This is a genomic window from Bradyrhizobium sp. USDA 4510 (assembly GCF_054059095.1).
The window spans coordinates 1,886,085-1,907,255 of sequence record NZ_JBSSBT010000001.1; the positions used below are offsets into that span (position 1 = coordinate 1,886,085).

The 21,171-nt window shown below is 65.0% G+C and carries 17 protein-coding genes; 10 read left to right on the forward strand and 7 right to left on the reverse strand.

Features of this window, described 5'->3' with window-relative positions:
• Positions 1–178 precede the first annotated feature (178 nt).
• On the forward strand, positions 179–1,201 hold the full coding sequence (locus ACVMDN_RS08375) for a S1C family serine protease (RefSeq protein ID WP_456835352.1): 1,023 nt from the start codon (positions 179–181) through the stop codon (positions 1,199–1,201).
• 99 nt (positions 1,202–1,300) lie between these two features.
• Here ACVMDN_RS08375 and ACVMDN_RS08380 read toward each other — a convergent pair whose 3' ends face one another.
• Both ACVMDN_RS08380 and ACVMDN_RS08385 read right to left on the reverse strand, forming a co-directional pair.
• The gene (locus ACVMDN_RS08380) at positions 1,301–2,230 is read right to left on the reverse strand and encodes a TorF family putative porin (RefSeq protein ID WP_456835351.1); all 930 of its coding nucleotides are present in this window, start codon (positions 2,228–2,230) and stop codon (positions 1,301–1,303) included.
• Positions 2,231–2,236: 6 nt separating this feature from the next.
• Positions 2,237–2,893, reverse strand: coding sequence for a VIT1/CCC1 transporter family protein (locus tag ACVMDN_RS08385; RefSeq protein ID WP_141341359.1), 657 nt, complete (start codon positions 2,891–2,893; stop codon positions 2,237–2,239).
• 135 nt (positions 2,894–3,028) lie between these two features.
• On the opposite strand from ACVMDN_RS08385, the gene ACVMDN_RS08390 reads away from it, so the two are divergent.
• Both ACVMDN_RS08390 and ACVMDN_RS08395 read left to right on the forward strand, forming a co-directional pair.
• Positions 3,029–3,655, forward strand: coding sequence for a hypothetical protein (locus ACVMDN_RS08390; RefSeq protein ID WP_168859090.1), 627 nt, complete (start codon positions 3,029–3,031; stop codon positions 3,653–3,655).
• Complete coding sequence (locus ACVMDN_RS08395) at positions 3,652–5,052, forward strand: DASS family sodium-coupled anion symporter (protein WP_456835350.1); 1,401 nt, start codon at positions 3,652–3,654, stop codon at positions 5,050–5,052. The genes ACVMDN_RS08390 and ACVMDN_RS08395 overlap by 4 nt, the downstream gene beginning before the upstream one ends.
• Positions 5,053–5,528: 476 nt before the next feature.
• Here the strand turns inward: ACVMDN_RS08395 and ACVMDN_RS08400 are convergent, their stop codons facing one another.
• The 5 genes from ACVMDN_RS08400 to ACVMDN_RS08420 form a co-directional block, all read right to left on the reverse strand.
• Positions 5,529–6,308 (reverse strand): alpha/beta fold hydrolase, encoded by a 780-nt coding sequence (locus ACVMDN_RS08400; RefSeq protein ID WP_456835349.1) that lies wholly within the window; start codon positions 6,306–6,308, stop codon positions 5,529–5,531.
• Positions 6,309–6,313: 5 nt separating this feature from the next.
• Positions 6,314–7,609, reverse strand: coding sequence for an O-acetylhomoserine aminocarboxypropyltransferase (locus tag ACVMDN_RS08405; protein WP_456835348.1), 1,296 nt, complete (start codon positions 7,607–7,609; stop codon positions 6,314–6,316).
• 109 nt (positions 7,610–7,718) lie between these two features.
• The gene (gene pncB, locus ACVMDN_RS08410; protein ID WP_028343682.1) at positions 7,719–9,023 is read right to left on the reverse strand and encodes a nicotinate phosphoribosyltransferase; all 1,305 of its coding nucleotides are present in this window, start codon (positions 9,021–9,023) and stop codon (positions 7,719–7,721) included.
• Positions 9,024–9,084: 61 nt separating this feature from the next.
• Positions 9,085–12,627 (reverse strand): molybdopterin cofactor-binding domain-containing protein, encoded by a 3,543-nt coding sequence (locus ACVMDN_RS08415; RefSeq protein WP_456835347.1) that lies wholly within the window; start codon positions 12,625–12,627, stop codon positions 9,085–9,087.
• Positions 12,627–13,094 carry a (2Fe-2S)-binding protein gene (locus ACVMDN_RS08420; RefSeq protein WP_076827089.1) on the reverse strand — a complete coding sequence of 156 codons (468 nt, stop codon included), beginning with the start codon at positions 13,092–13,094 and terminating at the stop codon, positions 12,627–12,629. The genes ACVMDN_RS08415 and ACVMDN_RS08420 overlap by 1 nt, the downstream gene beginning before the upstream one ends.
• A 275-nt stretch (positions 13,095–13,369) precedes the next feature.
• Here ACVMDN_RS08420 and ACVMDN_RS08425 point away from each other — a divergent pair, with 275 nt between their 5' ends.
• The 7 genes from ACVMDN_RS08425 (at position 13,370) to ACVMDN_RS08455 (ending at position 21,160) form a co-directional block, all read left to right on the forward strand.
• Positions 13,370–14,818, forward strand: coding sequence for a 6-hydroxynicotinate reductase (locus ACVMDN_RS08425; protein ID WP_168859095.1), 1,449 nt, complete (start codon positions 13,370–13,372; stop codon positions 14,816–14,818).
• Positions 14,815–15,723 carry a UPF0280 family protein gene (locus tag ACVMDN_RS08430; protein WP_168859096.1) on the forward strand — a complete coding sequence of 303 codons (909 nt, stop codon included), beginning with the start codon at positions 14,815–14,817 and terminating at the stop codon, positions 15,721–15,723. The genes ACVMDN_RS08425 and ACVMDN_RS08430 overlap by 4 nt, the downstream gene beginning before the upstream one ends.
• 16 nt (positions 15,724–15,739) lie before the next feature.
• The gene (locus tag ACVMDN_RS08435) at positions 15,740–16,324 is read left to right on the forward strand and encodes an amino acid synthesis family protein (RefSeq protein WP_016842455.1); all 585 of its coding nucleotides are present in this window, start codon (positions 15,740–15,742) and stop codon (positions 16,322–16,324) included.
• Between the two features lie 28 nt (positions 16,325–16,352).
• Positions 16,353–17,567: an ABC transporter substrate-binding protein gene (locus tag ACVMDN_RS08440; protein ID WP_168859097.1), complete on the forward strand. Its 1,215-nt coding sequence runs from the start codon at positions 16,353–16,355 to the stop codon at positions 17,565–17,567.
• 214 nt (positions 17,568–17,781) lie between these two features.
• Entirely contained in the window at positions 17,782–19,671 is a 1,890-nt protein-coding gene (locus ACVMDN_RS08445) for an ABC transporter permease (RefSeq protein ID WP_456835346.1), read from the forward strand.
• Positions 19,668–20,459, forward strand: coding sequence for an ABC transporter ATP-binding protein (locus tag ACVMDN_RS08450; RefSeq protein WP_016842451.1), 792 nt, complete (start codon positions 19,668–19,670; stop codon positions 20,457–20,459). The genes ACVMDN_RS08445 and ACVMDN_RS08450 overlap by 4 nt, the downstream gene beginning before the upstream one ends.
• Positions 20,456–21,160: an ABC transporter ATP-binding protein gene (locus ACVMDN_RS08455; protein WP_038383941.1), complete on the forward strand. Its 705-nt coding sequence runs from the start codon at positions 20,456–20,458 to the stop codon at positions 21,158–21,160. Before ACVMDN_RS08450 ends, ACVMDN_RS08455 begins: the two co-directional genes overlap by 4 nt.
• Positions 21,161–21,171 lie beyond the last annotated feature (11 nt).

Below are 21,171 nucleotides of genomic sequence, written 5' to 3' on the forward strand. Positions count from 1 at the left end.
TCGGGGAATCCAGCGGTCGTGCATCGAGATTCCGGGTTCTCGCTTCGCGAGCCCCGGAATGACACTGAGTCAATCGCGCGTCAGAGACGCAGCCCTAGCCATCCGGGCAGGTGCAGGGCGTAACCACTTGCGGCGCGGGGAGCCGGTCACCATCTGAGGAGACCAAAGGACTCTCGCCATGCTGGATTTTACCTCAGATACCGCCGGTGACACGCCGTCACCGCGAACGGCCGATGCTGCCCAGGATAACGACCGGGCGTTGCTAGATGCCTATTCGAATGCCGTGATCGACGTCACCGACCGCGTCGGGCCCGCCGTGGTCCGGGTCGAAACCGGGCCGAAAGTGCGCAATGCGCGCGAGCGCGGCGGGCTCGGCTCGGGCATCGTGATCTCGCCCGATGGCTTCGTGCTGACCAACAGCCATGTGGTCGGATCGTCGAAGGAGATCCGCCTGCGCGACACCGAGGGCTTCGTCACCGACGCCCATGTGCTCGGCGTTGATCCCGACACCGATCTCGCGCTGCTGCGGGCCGATGGCGCGCGCGATCTGCCTTACGCGTCGCTCGGCAACTCCAAGACGCTGCGGCGCGGCCAGCTCGTGGTCGCGATCGGCAATCCGCTCGGCTTCGAATCGACCGTCACCGCCGGCGTGGTGTCGGCGCTCGGACGTTCGATCCGCTCGGTGAGCGGGCGCACCATCGAGGACGTGATCCAGACTGACGCCGCGCTCAACCCCGGCAATTCCGGCGGGCCGCTGGTGTCGTCGAAGGGGGAGGTGATCGGCATCAACACCGCGATCATCAACGGCGCGCAGGGCATCTGCTTTGCGGTCGCCTCTAACACCGCGCAGTTCGTGCTGTCCGAGATCATCCGCCACGGCTATGTCCGCCGCGCCTATATCGGCGTCGCCGGCCAGACTGCGCCGGTGCCGCGGCGCCATGCCGTGCTGGCCGGGGTCGAGAACAAGATGGGTGCGCTCCTGATGCAGATCGAGCCGGACAGCCCGGCCGCGCGCGCGGCGCTGCTGCCCGGCGACGTCGTGATCAGGCTCGACGGCGTAGAGATCAACGGCGTCGACGACCTGATCCGCGCGCTCGACCACAGCCGGATCGACCGGAGCCTGTCGATGGACGTACTCCGCCTCGGCCGCCTGCGCGCGATCGACATCCACCCGATCGAAAGGAAGCCCGCGAAGCAGTGAAGCGGGTGAGGGGGCCGTCTCCGCGGATAGAGACTTCATTCGCAACTCGGCATGCGGGCCGGGCGGCCCGGCAACAACCCTAAGCCCCAAAGTTCCTGACTAGTTCAATGCAAACCAGACCTTGGCGACAAACGTCGCGCCGCACCAGTTCGAGGTCAGGCCATCCGGGTTGGTGGAGAGGTTTACACGACCGCCTGGCTGCGCGTTTGGATCGCCGGTAAAGACAAAGCAGTTTTCCTTCGTCAGATTGGTGTCGTAGTAGCGCAGGTCGAAGTTGAAAGCCTTGTGGGTGAAGGTCACGCCCGCCTGCCAATTGAGATAGGAAGGTAAAGGGAATCCGCCGAGTTGCTGGCTTTGATTGCCGAACCAGGAATAACCGGCAGCGGTTGTGAAGGATATGGCGACGTCGTGCGGCAGCAATTGGCTCGGCACATCATAGGCGACGCCACCTGCCACATATTGGCTCCAGGCCCCGGTGTTCGAGACGTTCGGCGAATAGGCGTAGCCTGCGGCAAGGCGGACTTGTTCGCTGATTTTCCGGTCACCGCGGATGACCGTCTCCCAATAATTGATTCCGTTGGTTTCGCCGGGAAGTCTTTCTCCGGGATAGGTGAAATAGGTCACGCCAAAATCGAAATCGATGGTTGCGAATGTCGGACGGATACCAGCGGTGTAGGTGAACTCGGCGGCTGGTTGTGTCGGCAGGTTGACGGTGGCGACCGTTGTGCCGGCATATAGCTGGCCCCATCTTGCTTCCAGGGCGGCGCCGACTGCAGGTCCGTGATTGGACAATGTCACGCCGCGATAGATGTAGTCGGACGCAAGTCCCGCGCGGGCGCTGAATTCCAGTTCGTTCGCAGACGTCGTGTGGTTGGTGTCGGCCGCCGACCATCCGCGATTACCAAGGCCGATTGCTCCGGCTGGGTTGGGGGCTTGGGCAAAAGCGAGATCGCTGGTCGAAAGCAAAAGCCATAGCGCGACCACCCCTGTGATCGAGCGACCACGTGTTGCGTCTTTTCGCTGCCGCACTGTCGCTTATCCTCCAAGAGCTACCGCGACGCCAACCAGTGCACTCCCCATAGCCACCATCGACAGCCCTGCCATCCAGGGCCGCAACCCGCTACGGACTCCAAATGCGTAACCGCAGCAGAACAGCATCACGATGGCGACAACGTAGGTCACATGCAAGGCTAATCTGGGGTCGCGCAGCAGCACGAACGGAATTGTCAGCGGGAAGATCGAAAAGAAACTCAACAAGCAAAGACCCAGCGCTCCCGTCCAGTCGCGCTTCGTCAGCCTTGGACCAAGGAACGGTTCAGGCAATTGCTGCAAAGTTTTCCGAAGGACTTCCAGTCGGTCCAGAGGTAGGATTGCCGCCAATTGAGGCGGCAATGCATCTGAGATGATGCGCTGCGCTGTTTCGGGATCGGGCGCCTGCCTGATTGCGCGAAGCGTGAGAGCCTTGTTACCCCGGTCATTGATACGAGCCAGAAGATAAAGACCGCCGTCAACAATACCCCAGGCCAGATTGCAGCCTAGCGCTCCCAGCAGCATCGTACGAATGTTGATGCCAGCACCCGATGCGATACTCAGGGAGCAGATGAAGGTAAGTGCCATAATCAGACCGAATAAGGTCTCCGAGATTCGTTCCATCGGATCCAGTACGCGTCGAGGCGCTGAGGCGTCTGACATGAAATCATCTCCCGTTGGCCTTCTCGGCTCCGTTTAGGTGCTGCGCACTCTGCGCCTGACATCGATTGATCCATGTCAAGGCGGGATTTCAATTCCGTGCAGGTATCCGGCCCTAAGTATACGCGGAGGCGAAATATGTTTCTTTTCGCTGCGCTCTGGTGCGGTTGTCTGATGATGAGCGGCCGCAGCTTCCGCGCTGCACCGTGGCTCCGGCGCGATGGCTGGCAAAGATCATCTCTTCTTTTCGTCGCGCTAATACTTGCGGGAGCTGGCGCTGTGTCGCCGGTGCAAGCTGCCTCCGAAGATTCCGAGTGGCACGAGTTCAGCGGAACGTGGACCGCGGCTGGCAGCCGCCGCGACATTGGACTCGGTGGCGATCGACGAGCTTCGGTTGCCGATTACAGCGGATCACTCATGCTCTACGGGTCCTCACGTCCTGCGCTGGGCTTCCGCGCTGAGGCCATCCTACTCAACGACAGCGCTACCGGCCTGACAGGACGGGCTGTCTGGACGGATGACACAGACAATCACGTCTATAGCGAGCTTCGCGGCGAAACCACCCCGGCAGGCAATCGCATCGTCGGGACATTTGTGGGCGGCAGCGGTCGGTACAAGGGTGCGACGGGCACCTACGAATTCTCCTGGCGCTTTCTTCTGGAAAACGAAGACGGTGTCGTTCAGGGCCAGTCGATGGGGCTCAGCGGCAAGGTCCGATTTCTGTCAACACCAAGTGAGCCCGGCGCAGGAACGTCCAAGCCATGAAACGCCCCCTCACATTCCTGAAGCCGGCGTTGCCGTTCATGCTGGCGGTCGGCATCTGGCTGACACCCGTTCCGGCTGGATTGACCCCGCCCGCCTGGCACCTGTTCGCCGTGTTTGCATCGGCGATCGCATCGGTCCTGATCGGCTCTTTTCCGTTGCTCCCATCCGCGCTGCTCGCTGTCGCGGCGGTGGTCCTGACCGGCACTATTTCGCCGGCGAAGGCCTTTGCGGGCTTTGCCAACGCCAGCGTGCTGCTGGTCGTGATTGCCTTCCTGGTCGCGCTCGCCGTGGTGAAGTCGGGCTTGGGGCGGCGGATCAGCCTGTTCATGGTCGGTCTGTTCGGCAAATCGTCTCTCGGGCTTGCCTACAGTATCGTCATAACGGACGCCATCATTGCTCCGGGTTTTCCCAGTAACACGGCGCGAGGTGGGGTTCTGTTCCCGATAGTGCTGTCGGTCGCCAGCGGGTCCGGTTCGCGACCGGAGGAGCCCGAGGGGCGTAAACTGGGCGGTTATCTCATGTTCTGCGGGATGGCGAGCTTGTCGGTTTCGTCTGCACTTTGGATGACCGCCACCTCGGCCAACCCGCTCGGGGTCCAGATAGCCAAGGGGTTCGGGGTAGAAATCGGCTTCGGCAAGTGGCTGGTCGTGGCCGCAGTGCCTGCGCTGATTGCGCTCTTGCTGCTTCCCTGGCTTGTGGCGCGCATTTTCCCGCCAGGGATTGGCCAAACACCCGACGCACCCGTTGCTGCCCGGAAGGAGCTTGCGGAGCTTGGTCCGCTCAAGCGCGATGAATGGATCACGGCCGGAATCTTCGCATTCATGATCCTGGGTTGGGTATTTGGCGATTCGTTGCAGCTGAATTCGACCAGCGTCGCTTTCGCTGGCCTCGGAATGTTGCTCATGTCAAATGTCATAGGATTGAAAGACATTGCAGAACACGGAGAGGCCCTCGAAACGTTTCTGTGGCTTGCCGTGCTGTTTGCCTTGAGCGGGCAGCTCAACGAACTCGGGTTTATGGGTTACGTCGGCCAGCGGCTGGCGTCCTACATCGTCGGCCTTTCGTGGCAGATGACCTACGTCATACTGGTCGCACTGTATGTGTTAATTCACTACATGTTTGTCAGTCAGACTTCACAGGTGCTGGCTTTGCTCGGCGTCTTTGTTGACGTCGGCATCCGAGGAGGCGTGCCCGCACCGTTGATGGCGTTTGCTCTGCTGTTTGCAAGCAGTTACTTCTCAGTCATTACGCCCCAGGGTGGCAGCCAGAACGTCATCTTCGTAAGCAGCGGCTATCTCACACAGCGGGAGCTCTATCGGCTTGGCCTGCTTGTGACGCTCTTCTTTCTTGCCGTGTTCCTTGTAATCGGAACTCCCTGGATCCTGCTGGTCACGTGACTGCGCGCAGCCTTGACCTACCAGTCTGACTTCGGGAGTTCATTGGGGTTCGAGGCGGCGACAGCATCCGCACGCGCGGATGCGCATGCGATGACGTTTGGCGAAAATTCGGAATAATAGAAGATATCGCTGATTTGCCCGACATGTCAAGTTGCCTCTCCGCGCGCCGGCGGGCGCCCTGCTACTTTGCATGGGGTTGTTTTCGATATTTTGGGGGCGCGCACCTTCGAAGGAGGTTCTCCAACCTCAGCGGCAAACGGCAGTTCGAGTGCAAGAGCATCGGAGCGGAGTGAGGGTTCTGTCTCCCCGATCTCATCTGCGGAGAGAGCCCCTCATCCGCCGCCGTAGCCGACGCTGCGCGTCAGCGTTGTTTAGAAACGGCGGCCATTGGCCGCCTATGCCACCTTCTCCCACATCCGCCTTCGCCAAGGCTACGGCGGACATGAGGGGAGAAGGGAAGGGGAGCTTGCGCGCCGCTACTGCAGCGCTGCCAGCAGTTCGTCGGGCGTCTCGACCATCATCATGTGGCCGGCTCCCGCGAGCACCACGGTGCGCGCATTCGGCGTCGCGGCGGCGAGTGTCTTGCCGGCTTTGGCCGGGGTCATCATGTCGCGCTCGCCGAGGATGAAGGTCGCGGGCACCTTGACCGCGGCAGCAGCCGTGAGCGCGTTCTGGTAGGCGTTGCAGGCGTTGAGATCATTGTACAGCACGCCGGGCTTCGCCTCCTGCAGCACCCGCTGCGCGCCCTGGTGCATCCACAGGCCCGGCGCGAGACTGCCGCCGAGCTCGGCCTTGAAGCCGAGGCCCCAGATCGAGACCATGTCGATCGCAGCGACGTCATTGGCCTCGGCGGCCTTCAACAGATCGGGGCCGACCGTCATGGTCGCGGCGGTGCCGATCAGCGCGAGGCCGGAGACCTTGTCGGGATGCCGCGCCGAGGTCTCGATCGCGATCAGCGATCCCATCGAATGGCCGATCAGCCGCGCTTTCGACGCGCCGGCTGCCGAGATCAGCGCCGCGATCCAGTCGGCCATCTCGGCGATGGTCGGGAGCGGCTTGCCGGCGGAGCGGCCATGGCCGGGCAGGTCCGGCGCCAGCACGGAAAAACCGTGATGGGCGAACCAGCGGCTGTGCAGCGCCCAGGTCGAGGAATCGAAGCCGGCGCCGTGGATCATCACCACCGCCGGCAGCGACGGATCGAACGGCTTGCCGCCGGTCGCGATGAAGGTGTCTGATCCGTTCACGGAAAGCTGCATGGTGCTCAAGTCCTTTGCGAGGCGCGCAGCGCCTGGCCGAGATCGTCGATGATATCCTGCGCGGTTTCGATGCCGACCGACAGCCGCACCAGCTCCTCGCCGATGCCGGCGGCCTTGAGCTGCTCGGCATCCATCTGCTGGTGCGTGGTGCTGGCGGGATGGATCACCAGCGTCTTGGCGTCGCCGACATTGGCGAGATGGCTGATCAGCTTCAAGGACTCGATGAACTTCTTACCTGCGGCGCGGCCGCCCTTGATGCCGAAGCTGACGATCGAGCCGGCGCCGCGCGGCAACAGCTTCTTCGCCAGCGCGTAATCCGGATGCGTTTCCAGCGAGGGATGTAGCACCCAGTCGACCGCCTTGTTCGCGGTGAGGGCGTCCAGCACCGCATGGGTGTTGCTGACATGGCGGTCCATGCGGACGCCGAGCGTCTCGATGCCCTGCAGCAGCTGGAAGGCGTTGGTCGGCGACAGGCAGGCGCCGAAATCGCGCAGGCCCTCGGTGCGGGCGCGCATGATGAAGGCGGCCTTGCCGAACTGCTCGTCGAAGACGATGCCGTGATAGCCGGCATAGGGCTCGGTGAGCTGCGGGAATTTGCCGGAGGCGCGCCAGTCGAACCGCCCGCCGTCGACGATCACGCCGCCGATCGCGATGCCATGGCCGCCCATCCACTTGGTCGCCGAGTTCATCGCGATGTCGGCGCCGAGCTCGATCGGCTGGCTGAGATAGGGCGTCGCGAAGGTGTTGTCGATCAGCAGCGGAATCTTCGCGTCATGCGCGATTTGAGCCACCGCGGGGATATCGAGTACTTCGAGGCCGGGATTGCCGATGGTCTCGCCGATCACGAGGCGGGTGTTCGGCTTGATCGCGGCACGGAATTCGTCGAGCGCACGCGGCTTCACGAACGTCGTCGTGATGCCGAACCGCGGCAGCGTGTGCGCCAGCAGATTGATGGTGCCGCCATAGAGCGAGGCGGAGGCGACGATGTGGTCGCCGGCATTGAGCAGGGTCGCGATCGCAAGATGCATCGCGGCCATGCCGCTGGCGGTGCAGATCGCGCCGACGCCGCATTCGAGCGCGGCGATCCGCTCTTCCAGTACCGCGGTCGTCGGGTTCGAGATGCGGGTGTAGATGTGGCCGGCGCGCTCCAGATTGAACAGCGCCGCGGCATGATCGGCATCCTGGAACACGTAGGACGTGGTCTGATAGATCGGAACCGCGCGCGCGCCGGTCGCGGGATCGGGGCGCTGGCCGGCGTGCAGGCTCAGGGTTTCGAAGGCAGGCGGCTTGGGTGCGGGCATGCGAAGCTCGTCAGGTCAGTCGATGGGAGTGGTGGGTTGGCGAGGAGTCTTTTATTTGACGCGTTTTCTTCACGCGAACCGGTGTCCACTTCGTCTTGAAAACGCTTTGTTAGACGTGAACTGCGGTGCGAACACGGCCGACATTGCCGAACACACGCAAATAGCGCTCGACCTCGGACGGGATGCCGGTCGCCTTCTCCGGATTGTCGGAGAGCTTGACGGCCGGGCGTCCGTCGACCGACGTCACCTTGCAGACGATCGAGATCGGGTCGAGCTCGGCGGTGCCATCGGGTGCGCAGCCGACGAAATCGTTGGTGAGGTTGGTGCCCCAGCCGAAGCTGACGCGCACGCGTCCCTTGAAATGGTGGAACGTCTCCTCGATCGAGCCGACATCCATCGCGTCGGAGAACACCAGCAGCTTCTCCTTGGGATCGCGGCCCTTCTGCTTCCACCATTTGATGATCTCTTCGCCGGCCGTGATCGGCGGCGCGCTGTCGGGACGAAAGCCGGTCCAGTCGGCGACCCAATCGGGCGCGTCGCGCAGGAACGGTTTTGTCCCGAAGGCATCAGGCAACGCGATCAAGAGGTTGCCGCCATAGGTGTGGCGCCATTGGTCGAGGATGCGATAGGGCGCCCAGCGCAGCGCCTCGTCGTCATTGGCGAGCGCGGCCGCGACCATCGGCAGCTCATGTGCGTTGGTGCCGATCGCCTCGAGGTCGTTGTCCATCGCGAGCAGCACGTTCGACGTTCCGGTGAAGGAGGGGCCGAGGCCTTCCTTCACCGCCTCGACGCACCAGCGCTGCCAGAGGAAGCCATGGCGGCGGCGTGTGCCGAAATCGGACAGCCGCAAGCCGTCCAGCTTGCGCAGCCGCTCGACCTTGGCCCACAGCTTGGCCTTGGCGCGGGCGTAGAGCACGTCGAGCGCGAAGCGGCCGTAGGTCTTGGTCGCCGCGCGCGAGCGCAGCTCGTTGAGGATCGCGAGCGCCGGGATCTCCCACATCGTGGTGTGGGTCCACGGCCCGTGGAAATGCAGCTCGTACTGGCCGTCGACCTTGTGCAGCTCGTATTCGGGCAACCGGAAGTTCGAGAGCCAGTTGATGAAATCGGGCGAGAACATCTGGGTCTTGCCGTAGAACGTGTTACCGGCGAGCCAGATCAGCTCCTTCTTGGTGAAGCGGATGGTGCGGGCGTGGTCGAGCTGGGCGCGCAGCTCGGCCTCGTCGATGACCTCGGCGAGCCGGATATGGGTCGAGCGGTTGATCACCGAAAAGGTCGTGCGCGTGTCCGGATAGCATTCCCGGATCATCTGCTGCATCAACAGCTTGTAGAAATCGGTGTCCAGCAGGCTGCGCACGATCGGGTCGAGCCGCCAGCCGTGGTTGTAGGTCCGGGTCGCGATATCTGTCACGGTCATGCGGGAACCTTAGCCTGCCGGGCGCCGCCCGCCCAGTGGGTATCGGGCGGAACATGGCAGGTCAGCGCGCTATGGTCTGCCGTATACGGCCGACGGTGGCGGCGACATCGGCCCAGGCAGGCTTATCAGGGGCGAATTGCCGCCGCAGGAAGGTGACAAGCTCGGCGACCTGGCCGTCGCTCATGCTGTCCTTGAAGGCCGGCATGTAGCCCAGATCGGTCACGGCCGGCTTGGCGATGCCGTGCAGGATCACCTGGATCAGGTTATCGGGCGCGTCGCTGTGCAGGTTGCTGTTCAGCGCCAGCGACGGCCGGCTGCCGAACAGCGGCGGGCCGCCGACCTCATGGCAGACCGCGCAGGCGCCTTGATAGATCCGCGCCCCCGCCGAGGCGGCGGTGGTGACGACGGTGCCGGCTTCGAGCTTGGCGGCCATGGCATCGTGCGCCGACCGATTGGTGCCCTCGTTGAACGCGGCGAGGTAGACCGCCATCGCGCGGATGTCCTGGTCGGGCAGCGCGGCGAGCTCCTGCACGACCGGCGCCATCGGCCCTGCGGCAACGCCGTGCAGGCGCGACTCGCCGGTGCGCAAATAGGCGTAGAGCTCGTCCTCGCTCCAGGGGATCGGCGCCTTCGACAGCGACGTCAGCGCCGGCGCCTCCCAGCCCTCGGCGAAGCCGCCAGCGAGATAGGCGCGCTGCCGTTCGGCGCCGAGCGCATTGCGCGGCGAGTGGCAGGCGCTGCAATGGCCGAACCCTTCGATCAGATAGGCGCCGCGATTCCATATCGCTGACTTCGATGGATCGGGCTGGAACGCCTGCGCCTGATGGAACAGCGCATTCCATCCGGCGAGCAGCGGCCGCAGGTTGAACGGAAAGACGAGCGCGTTGGCCGGCGTTTCGGCGCGCTCCGGCGCCTGCGCCATCAGATAGGCATAGAGCGCCTGCAGGTCGGCGTCACTGGTCCTGGCGAAGTGCGTGTATGGAAACGCCGGATAGAGATGGCGCCCGTCGCGATGAATGCCCTCGCGCATCGCGCGCTCGAAGGCGGGATAGGACCAGGCGCCGATGCCGGTGTCGACGTCGGGCGTGATGTTGGTGGTGAAGATGGTGCCGAACGGCGTCTCCAGCGGCCGACCGCCGGCGTTCGGAACGCCATGCTCCGACGTATGGCAGACGGCGCAGGCGCCGAGCGCTGCAAGCTCCTTGCCACGGGCGATCGTCGCAGCGGAATAGACCGAGGCGTCGGGCCGGGCGATCGGCGCGATCGCGCGCCAGGGCAGCACGGCCGCGCCGATGCCGATCGCCGCTGCGCAGAGTGCGGCAATGCCGGCGAGCACGCCGCCGCGCTTTGCAAAGGGATTCTGCCATCTGTTGAGGTCGGCCGTCTGCGCAGGCGGCGGGAGCGGGGCGGGTGCGACCGGTTGCTCGCTGCGCAATCCCTTCAGGATGCGCTCCGGCGTGAACGGCAATTCGCGGAAGCGGACCCCGGTCGCGTCGTAGATCGCGTTGGCGATCGCGGCGGCACTCGGCACCGAGGCGGACTCGCCGACGCCGAGCGGTGGTTGATCCTGCCGCGGCAGCATCAACACATCGATCTTCGGCAGCTCAGGAAACTTGATGATGGGGTAGGCGCCCCATTCCCGCGCCGCCACCGCGCCGCGCTCGAAGGACACTTCCTCCATCAGCGCGCGGCTGGTCGACTGGATCACGTTGCCTTCGATCTGGTGCCGCACGCCCTCCGGATTGATCATCAATCCGGAATCCTGGCCGGCGACGACGCGGGTCACGCTGACATCGCCGGTCGCCTTGTTGACGGCGACATCGGCGATCCACGCCGACCATGCTGCGCCGTAACCGGGAAACTTGCTGTGCACGTACAGCGCATAAGCAAAGCCGCGGCCGCGCACGATATCGCCGTCCGCCTCGGGTTCTTTCCACACCGGGCGCGGCGTCCAGCCGGCGCGCTCGGCAACGGCATTGACGAGATCGATCGCGCGTTGGTCCTTCAGATAGCGCAGCCGGTACTCGATCGGATCGACCTTCGCCTCCGCCGCAAGCTCGTCGATGTAGGATTCATGCGCAAAGGTGTTCGGCAGCGCCGAGACGCCGCGAAACCATGACGCGCGCACGATCGGCGGCATGTCGTTGGCGATCACGCGCATGTTCTCGTAGTCGTAGGGCGGGATCGCGGTGCGGTCGCCCATCTCGAACACCGCGGCTTCAGGCGCGATCCGCCCTGTGAGCAGCAGTGCCAATGTCGGCGCGCCGTTCGAGGGATAGCGCGTGGCAAAATCGTAAGCGGCGACGCTGCCGTCGGCGTTGAGCCCGCCATTGACGTCCATCAGCTGCGCGGTGCCCTTCGGCTCCCAGGCATGCTCCTGCTCGCGGGTGAGCTGGACGCGCACCGGGCGGCCGACCGCGCGCGACAGCAGCAATGCATCGGCAGAGACATCGTCGGCGCAGTTGCGGCCGTAGCAGCCGGCTGCCTCCATCCGGATCACGTCGATCTCGGATTCCGGTCGCTGGATCAGCAGCGCGAGGTCGCCGCGCAGGATGTGCGGGTTCTGGGTGCCGGACCAGACCCGGACCGCGCCCTCGCTGTAATCGGCGACCGCGCAGGACGGGCCGATCGAGCCGTGCATCTGGTAGGGCCAGAGATAAGTCCGCTGCATCGGCTTGGCGGCGGCCTTGAGCGCGGCGTCGACGTCGCCCTTGTCGATCAGCTGGCGCGGCGTCGAGGGATTGGCGCGCAGCGCCTTCTCCACGTCGGCAAGATCGGTCAGCGCCGGTCCCGACTTCCAGCTCACCTTGAGCTGCGCGGCGGCCTTGATCGCATTCTCCTCGCGCTCGGCAACGACGCCGACGAAATCGCCGATCCGCACCACCGCGACGAGGCCTGGAATATCGCGCACCGAAGCTTCATCGACCGCAATCAGGCTGGTGCCGACGAACGGGCCGGCATCGACGCCGGCGTAAGGCGGGCGGACCACGCGGCCGTGCAGCATGCCGGGCACGCGCACATCGTGAACGTAGACAAGCTCGCCGGTGGCCTTCGCCGGCACGTCGACGCGCGGCACGGACTTGCCGACGACGGAATAGGCGCTCACGGCCTTGACCGGAACGTCGTCGGCAAGATCGAGCCGGATGGTTTCGTCCGCGATCAGCTCGCCATAGCTGACGCTGCGGTTGTCGTGGCCGCGGATCAGGCCGTCCTCGATCGCGAGGCTACTCGCCGGCAGCTCAAGCCGCTCGGCCGCGCGTGCGAGCAAGAAGTGTCGCGCTTGCGCGGCGGCCTTGCGCAGGGGAACGGCGGTGATCTGGATGGTTTCGCTTGCGATCGTCGGGCCCTGGTTCGGCACCACGGCGGTGTCGCCGAGGATCACGACGACGCGGGCAAAGGAGACGTCGAGCTCTTCGGCAACGATCTGACCGAGCGCGGTGCGGATGCCGGTGCCGAGATCGACATGGCCGTTATAGGCATTGACCGTGCCGTCGGCCGTGATGGTGATGAAGGTCTCGAACTCATCTTCGGCGCCCAGCACCGCAGGGCGGACGACCGACAGCGAGCCGCGCTGGCGTTGCTCAGGAGCCCGTGCGTCCACCATCAATCGCGCGCCTCGAGCGCGTGGCCGGCCGCACGCATCGCCGCGCGGATGATCTCGATATGCGCGCCGCAGCGGCAGAGGTTGTAGCGCAGCGCCTCCAGCACCTCATGCTCAGACGGATTGGGATTGCGCGTCAGCAAGGCCTTGGTGGTGATGATCATGCCATTGAGGCAATAGCCGCACTGCGCGGCTTGTTCGTGGATGAAGGCATCCTGCACGGGATCGGGGTGCTCGCGGCTGCCGAGACCTTCGAGCGTGACGATGTTGCGGCCGGCGCAGCCCTCGATCGGAATCACGCAGGCACGCGCAGCGACGCCGTCGATCAGCACCGCGCAGGCGCCGCACTCGCCGAGCCCGCAGCCGTATTTCGGTCCGTTCAATTCGAGGTCGTTGCGCAGCACGTAAAGCAATGCGGTGTCGGGAGCGGCGTCGACATCATGATTCCTGCCGTTCACGGTCAGGCGCATTGCCCCGGTTCTCCCTTGATGTTTGCGCTGCAACGTCAGCGTCGGATCGCCGACGAGGATAACGTTTGTATACAAACGTGCAAGCGGCGGCATGCCGCGCTGCAGCGCGTGCCCGCTTTATGAACAGGGTGCGCACGCGAAGGGCACGGTTTGATTGCAAAGGCCGCTTGACAGGTCACGGGCTCGCGCGCAGGATCATTCGTATACGAATGATATGCATGGGAGGCGGAAGCGCAGTATGATCGACCGCCGCCACAAGTCCAGGCTTGGTCACGATGGCTGACACAATGACCGTCGCCGCCGGCGACAAGATCCGCTGCGATGCCTGTCCGGTGATGTGTTACATCAAGCCGGGCGCGGCCGGCGCCTGCGACCGCTATGCCAACCATGACGGCACGCTGGTGCGCGTCGATCCGCATGTCGTGCTGGAGCGCACCGTGTCGCATGGCGGCAAGCTGGTTCCGTTCCAGGTGAGCGGCGATTGGGACGGCAAGATCGTCCGCCAGCCCGAACTGTTCGTCACCGCGATCGGCGCAGGAACAACCTATCCGGATTACAAGCCGGCGCCCTTCATCGTGTCGTCGGAGGTCGACGGCGTCGACATGGTCACCGTGGTGACTGAAGGCATTTTCTCGTATTGCGGCGTCAAGGTGAAGATCGACACCGACCGCTACCTCGGCCCGGAAACCGCGACCGTGCGCTCGGACGGTGAGGCGGTCGGCCATGTCACGACCAGCGAATATGGCTCGCAGATGCTCTCGCTCGGCGGGGTGCATCATTTGACCGGCGGCTCCAAGAAGGAAGGCCGCGTCACCTGCGACACGCTGATGGATCTCTCCAACTGCAAGGCGGTCGAGTTGACCATCGACGGCGGCGCCACCGTCGTGGTGCAGGCCGGCAGGCCGCCGATCGTCAATGGTGTGGCAGAAGAGCGCATGCGGGTCGGCTGTGGCTCGGCGACAATCGGCATGTTCGCCAAGCAATGGCACGGCAAGGTCGATGAGGTCGTGGTGGTCGACGATCACATCACCGGCGTGCTCAGCGAGCACCAGGCCGGCAAGCTGCTCGACATCGCCGACACCGGGATCAAGATGAAGGGGCGGCGCTCGACGCCGGGCCGCTATTTCCAGGTCGCCGATCCCGGCACCGGATGGGGCGGCACCAACATCTCCGATCCGCTGTCGATCCTCGGCCCCTTCAATGCGAAGGAGGCGCGGCCGGGGCTCACCATGCTGATGGTCTCGACCACCGGCGAGCATGCGTCCTATTACGTGCTCGACGAGGCGTTGAAGCCGGTCGAGACCGAGATGCCCGCCGATCTCAGATTTTCGGTCGAGCGCATCCAGGAGAATTGCGAGCCGGCGCTGTGCACCGTGCTGTTCATGGGCGGCGCGGGCGGATCGTTGCGCGCCGGCGTCACCGATAATCCGGTGCGGCTGACCCGTTCGGTCAAGGACGCGCTGACGCGGGTGACCAGCGGCGGCGCGCCGGTCTATGTCTGGCCGGGCGGCGGCATCACCTACATGGTCGATGTCACGCAGATGCCGGCCGGTGCCTTCGGCTACGTGCCGACGCCTGCGCTGGTGGCGCCAATCGAATTCACGATGCGAATGTCCGATTATGCGGCGCTCGGCGGCCATATGGACTATGTCCGGCCGCTGTCGTCGCTGCGCGACAGTGCCGAGGTCCGGCCGATGCCGTATCTTCCGGGGCGGCGTGCATGAAGCGGCTCCCGCAAATTGCGCTTCTTCCTGACGGCAAGCGGCTGCATTTGCAGGACGGTCCGATTGATCTGGTTGTCGAGGCCAAGGGCGGCGATGCTGACATTCGTACCGCCTATCAGGCTGCGGCGGCGCGCTTCACCGGATTGCTTGACGAACTCTGCGCGGAACTGACCGAACTGCGCAGCGCAGCCGCTCCGGGCGGGTGCACGCTGAAAGGCGTGGTCGCGCGGCGGATGCTTGCAGCGGTCGCGCCGTTTGCCGCCGATTGCTTCATCACGCCGATGGCGGCGGTCGCGGGCTCCGTCGCCGAGGAAATCCTCGGCGCGATGCTTGAGGCCACGCCGCTCGACCGCGCCTATGTCAACAATGGCGGCGACATCGCCCTGCATCTCGGCGACGGCGAACAATTCACCGTCGGCCTGATGGATCGGCCGGACCGTCGCGGCGTGATGCGCACCATAATGGTCGATGCCGACACGCCAGTCCGCGGCATCGCGACCAGCGGCCGCCACGGTCGCAGCTTTTCGCTGGGCATTGCCGATGCCGTCACCGTACTGGCGCGGACGGCGTCGCAGGCGGATGCCGCGGCGACCGTGATCGCCAACGCGGTCGATCTGCCGGATCACCCCGCGATCCTGCGCTGTCCGGCGAGCGAATTGCAGCCCGACAGCGACCTTGGCGCGCGGCTGGTGACCCGCGATGTCGGGCGGCTCTCGGGACGCGAGATCGAGCAGGCGCTCGAGGCGGGGGCGGCGCGGGCGCGTGACCTCCTGATGTCGGGATTGATCGAAGGCGCGGCATTGCGTCTACTGGCCGAAACGCGGCTTGTCGGTGCAACTGGGATTGGGGCGCCGGCGTCGCACGCGTTACTGAGAAGAACGACAGAACACATGCTGCGGGCATGACCGGGAGCGAGGCAAGATGAGCGCCGTCATTCGCAAGATCGTCACCGTGGTCGAGGAGACCCATCTGGAGATGGGCAAGACCATCGCACCGCCGACAAGGCGTGCTGCCGCGATCGCCGTGATCGAAAACCCCTTTGCCGGCCGCTATGTCGAGGATCTGTCGCCGCTGATCGCGATCGGCGAGGAACTCGGCGAACTGCTCTCGAAGCGGGCCGTCGCCGCGCTCGGCATCGACGGCGCCAAGGCGCACAGCTACGGCAAGGCCGCCGCCGTCGGTGAGAATGGCGAGCTCGAGCATGCGGCGGCGATCCTGCATCCGAAGATGGGCGCGCCGGTGCGCAAGGTGCTGTCGAAGGGCGCGGCGCTGATCCCGTCGTCGAAGAAGCGCTCGGGGCCCGGCACCACGCTGGATATTCCGCTCGGGCACAAGGACGCGGCTTTCGTGCGCAGCCATTTCGACGGCATGGAAGTGCAGATCAACGACGCGCCGCGGGCCAACGAGATCATGGTCGCGGTCGCGGTAACCGACAGCGGACGGCCGCTGCCGCGTGTCGGCGGGCTGACGGTCGGCGAGATCAAGGGCGAAGACGGATTGCGATAATCTCTTTGAAGAAAAACTGGAGGACGGGATGCGTGGTTATTTCGTAGGGGCGGGATTGGCGATCGCGGTCGCGACCATGGCAACGAGTGCCATGACAACGCAGGCCATGGCGCAGAGCGAAATCAAGATCGGCGAGATCAACTCTTATTCCTTGCTGCCGGCATTCACCGAGCCCTATCGCAAGGGCTGGCAGCTCGCGGTGGAGGAGATCAATGCCGCCGGCGGCATCGGCGGCAAGAAGCTCGTGGTCATTTCCAAGGACGACGGCGGCAAGCCGGCGGATGCCCAGACCGCGGCGAACGAGCTGGTGTCGAGCGAGAACGTCGCGATGCTCACCGGCACGTTCCTCTCCAATATCGGCCTTGCCGTTTCTGACTTCGCCAACCAGAAGAAGGTGTTCTTTCTGGCGGCAGAGCCGCTGACCGACGCCATCACCTGGTCGAAGGGCAACCGCTACACGTTCCGCCTGCGTCCCTCCAACTACATGCAGGCCGCGATGCTGGTAGAAGAAGCCGCAAAACTGCCCGCAAAACGCTGGGCGACGATCGCGCCGAACTATGAATACGGCCAGTCGGCGGTCGCGGTGTTCAAGAAGCTGATGTCGGCGAAGCGGCCCGATATCCAGTGGGTCGACGAGCAGTGGCCGCCGCAGGGCAAGATCGACGCAGGTCCGGTGGTGCAGGCGGTTGCCGCGGCGAACCCGGAAGCGATCCTCAACGTCACCTTCGGCGCCGACCTCGTCAAGCTCGTGCGCGAAGGCAACACCCGCGGCCTGTTCAAGGGCCGCACCGTGGTGAGCTTCCTGACCGGCGAGCCGGAATACCTCGATCCGCTCAAGGACGAGACGCCGGAAGGCTGGATCGTCACCGGCTATCCCTGGTACGCGATCAAGACGCCGGAACATGACGCGTTCCTGAAGGCCTACCAGGCCAAGTACAACGACTATCCGCGGCTCGGCTCGATCGTCGGCTACCAGACCATCAAGGCGGCGGCGGCGATCCTTGCCAAGGCCGGCTCGAGTGATCCGGAGAAGCTGATCGCGGCGGCGGAAGGCATCTCGATGCCGTCGCCATTCGGCGAGATCACCTTCCGCAAGATCGATCACCAGTCGACGCTGGGCGCCTTCACCGGCAAGACCGCGCTGAAGGACGGCAAGGGCATCATGGTCGACACCGCCTATCGCAAGGGGGCGGACTATCTGCCCAGCGATGCCGAGATCGATAAGCTGCGGCCGAAGGATTGATTTTTTTCTTCTCCCTCGCCCCGCTCTTGCGGGGAGAGACTTGAACTTCTCCCTCTCCCCGTTCTTACGGGGAGAGGGGTGGGGTGAGGGGCTATCTCCGCGAACGAGCGCGCGGAGAGTCCCCCTCACCCGAATTCAAGCTGGCGCTTGAATTCGACCTCTCCCCGCAGGCGGGGCGAGGCGAGGTGAACGGAAACTCCAACGCGGACCGCCCATGGCCTTCTACGTCGTCCAGTTCCTGACCGGTCTTGCCAGCGCGGCGTCGCTGTTCCTGGTCGCTTCGGGTCTGTCGATCATCTTCGGCGTGACGCGGATCGTGAATTTCGCGCATGGCGCGTTCTACATGCTCGGCGCCTATGTCGCCTTTACCCTGACCGAGCGCTTTTCCGGTGCGCTCGGCTTCTGGGGCGGCATCGTCGTTGCCGCGCTGGCCGTGGCCGCGATCGGCGTGCTGGTCGAGATGGTGCTGCTGCGCCGGATCTATCATTCGCCGGAGCTGTTCCAGTTGCTCGCCACCTTCGGCCTGACGCTGATGGTCGAGGACCTCGTGGTGCTGATCTGGGGGCCGGACGATCTGGTCGGCCGCCGCGCGCCCGGCTTCAAGGGCGCGATCGAGTTCTTCGGCCAGAATATTCCGAGCTATGACCTGTTCCTGATCGTGCTCGGGCCGGTCGTGCTCGGCGTGCTCTGGCTGTTGTTCCAGCGCACCCGCTGGGGTGTGCTGGTGCGCGCGGCGACGCAGGACCGCGACATGGTCGCGGCGCTCGGCGTCAATCAGAAATGGCTGTTCACCAGCGTGTTCGCGCTCGGCGTCTTCCTCGCCGCGCTCGGCGGCGCGCTGCAGATTCCGCGCGATGCGGTCAATCACGCGATGGATCTGCGCGTCATCGTCGAGGTCTTCGTCGTGGTCGTGATCGGCGGCCTCGGCAGCATCATCGGCGCCTTCGTCGCGGCGGTGCTGGTCTCGGAGCTCAACGCCTTCGGCATCCTGATCTTCCCGAAGATCTCCATCATCCTGGTGTTCCTGGTGATGGCGGTGGTGCTGATCGTCCGGCCGTGGGGGCTGTTCGGCAAGCCGGAGGCACCGGCACGGCGCACGCCGGGGCTGACCGTCAATCCGTGGCGTCCGCTGACGATGAACGAGCGGTTCGCCGCGATTGCCGTGCTGGTCCTCGCCGCCGCGCTGCCGTTCGTCGCCGGCAATTATTTGCTCACGGTCGGCTCGGAGATCGCGATCTTCGTGATCTTCGCGGTCAGCCTGCACTTCCTGATGTCGGTCGGCGGGCTCGCCTCGTTCGGCCACGCCGCCTATTTCGGCCTCGGCGCCTATGGCGTGGCGCTGCTCGCCAAGATGGCCGGCCTGCCGATGATTGCCTGCCTGCTGCTCGGGCCGCTGCTCGGGCTCCTCGGCGCCGCCGTATTCGGCTTCTTCGCGGTGCAGCTCTCCGGGGTCTATTTCGCGATGCTGACCCTGGCCTTTGCCCAGATCGTCTGGTCGATCGCGTTCCAATGGGTGTCGGTCACCGGCGGCGACAACGGCATCCTCGGGGTCTGGCCGGAGAAATGGGCGGCGAGCCCGTCGCATTTCTACTGGCTGTCGCTCGGCATCGCCGCGCTCGCGGTGGTGATCCTCCGCATCATCGTGTTCTCGCCGTTCGGCTTCGCGCTGCGCGCGACGCGCGATTCGCCGCTGCGCAGCGAAGCCATCGGCATCGACGGCAAGCGCATCCAGTGGACCGCCTTCGTCATTGCGGGCACGGTCGCTGGCCTTGCCGGCGCGCTGTTCGCCTATCTCAAGGGCAGCGTGTTCCCCGACAATATGGGCATCTCGCTGTCGGTCGATGCGCTGGTCATGGTGCTGCTCGGCGGTGTCGAGACGGTGTCGGGCGCGGTGGTCGGCGCCATCGTCTACAAGGCGCTCAACATCTGGCTGGTCAGCCAGACCGATTGGTCAAAACTCGTGCTCGGCGCGTTCGTGGTGCTGATCGTGGTCGCGTTCCCGAAGGGCATCGTCGGCACGCTGGAAGCCTTCATGCATCGCCGGCGCAAATCCTCGTCGTCGGTATCGCCCTTGCTGACCTCCCGCATCGAGAGCGCCGAATGAGCATGGTTCCCACATTGCTGTCGGTCGAGGGGCTGACCAAATCCTATGGCGGCGTGCATGCCGTGCGCGGCGTCTCCTTCGAACTGCGTGCCGGCGAGATTTTGGCGCTGATCGGGCCGAACGGCGCGGGCAAGAGCACCTGCTTCGACATGCTCAACGGCCAGAACATTCCCGACAGCGGCCGCATTCGCGTGCTGGGCGCGGAGACCACGGGCAAGAAGCCGCGCGTGATCTGGCGCATGGGCGTCGGCCGCACCTTCCAGATCGCGGCGACATTCCCCACCATGACGGTACGCGAAAACGTGCAGGTCGCGCTGGTCTCGCATGGCGGGCAATTGTTCAACCTGTGGGCCTCGACCGCCCGCCACGCCCGCGACGAGGCCGGGCGGCTGCTCGATCTGGTCGGCATGGGTGCCTATGCGGAGCGGCCCTGCGGCGAGCTCGCCTATGGCGACGTCAAGCGGCTCGAGCTTGCGATCGCGCTCGCCAACCAGCCGAAGCTGCTCTTGATGGACGAGCCAACCGCCGGCATGGCGCCGCGCGAGCGCGTCGAGCTGATGCGGCTGACGGCGCGGATCGCGCGCGAGCAGTCGATCGGCGTGCTGTTCACCGAGCACGACATGGACGTGGTGTTCGAGCATGCCGACCGCATCCTGGTGCTCAACCGCGGCAGCCTGATCGCCGAAGGCTCGCCCGAGGAAGTCCGCGGCAATGCCCAGGTGCGGGCGATCTACCTCGGCGAGGGCCTCGTCTATGACGCCCGGCACCGCGAGGGGGCATCGGCATGAAGCTGACGGTAAAGGATCTCAACAGCTTCTACGGCCCGGCGCATATCCTGTTCGACATCGCGCTCGAGGTCGGCGAAGGCGAAGTGGTTGCCCTGCTCGGGCGCAACGGCGCCGGCAAATCGACCACGTTCCGCTCCATCGTCGGCCTGGTCGAGAACCGCTCCGGCCGCGTCATGTTCGAGGGCCGGGACGTCTCGGATCTGCCGACGCACGCGATCGTGCGCGGCGGGCTCGGCTATGTCCCGGAGGAGCGGCGCATCTTCACGGATTTGACGGTCGAGGAGAATCTCGAGGTCGGCCGCCAGCCGAAGCGGGCAGGCGCGCCGCAATGGGATCGCGAAAAACTGTTCAAGCTGTTCCCGAACCTCGGCGAGATGCGCGGCAGGCCCGGCGGGCGCATGAGCGGCGGCGAGCAGCAGATGCTGACGATCGCGCGCACGCTGATGGGCAATCCGTCGCTGGTGCTGCTCGATGAGCCCTCGGAGGGCCTGTCGCCCAAGATCGTCGAGCAGATGGTCGATGCGATCCTGGCGATGAAGAAAGAGGGCGTCAGCATCGTCGTCTCCGAGCAGAATCTGCATTTCGCCCGGCTGATCTCGGATCGCGCCTACATCATCGAGCGCGGCCGGATCTGCTTCGGCGGCACCATGGCGGAACTCGATGCGCGTCCGGATATCCGCGACGCGCATCTGTCGCTGTAAAGGGCGGAGTA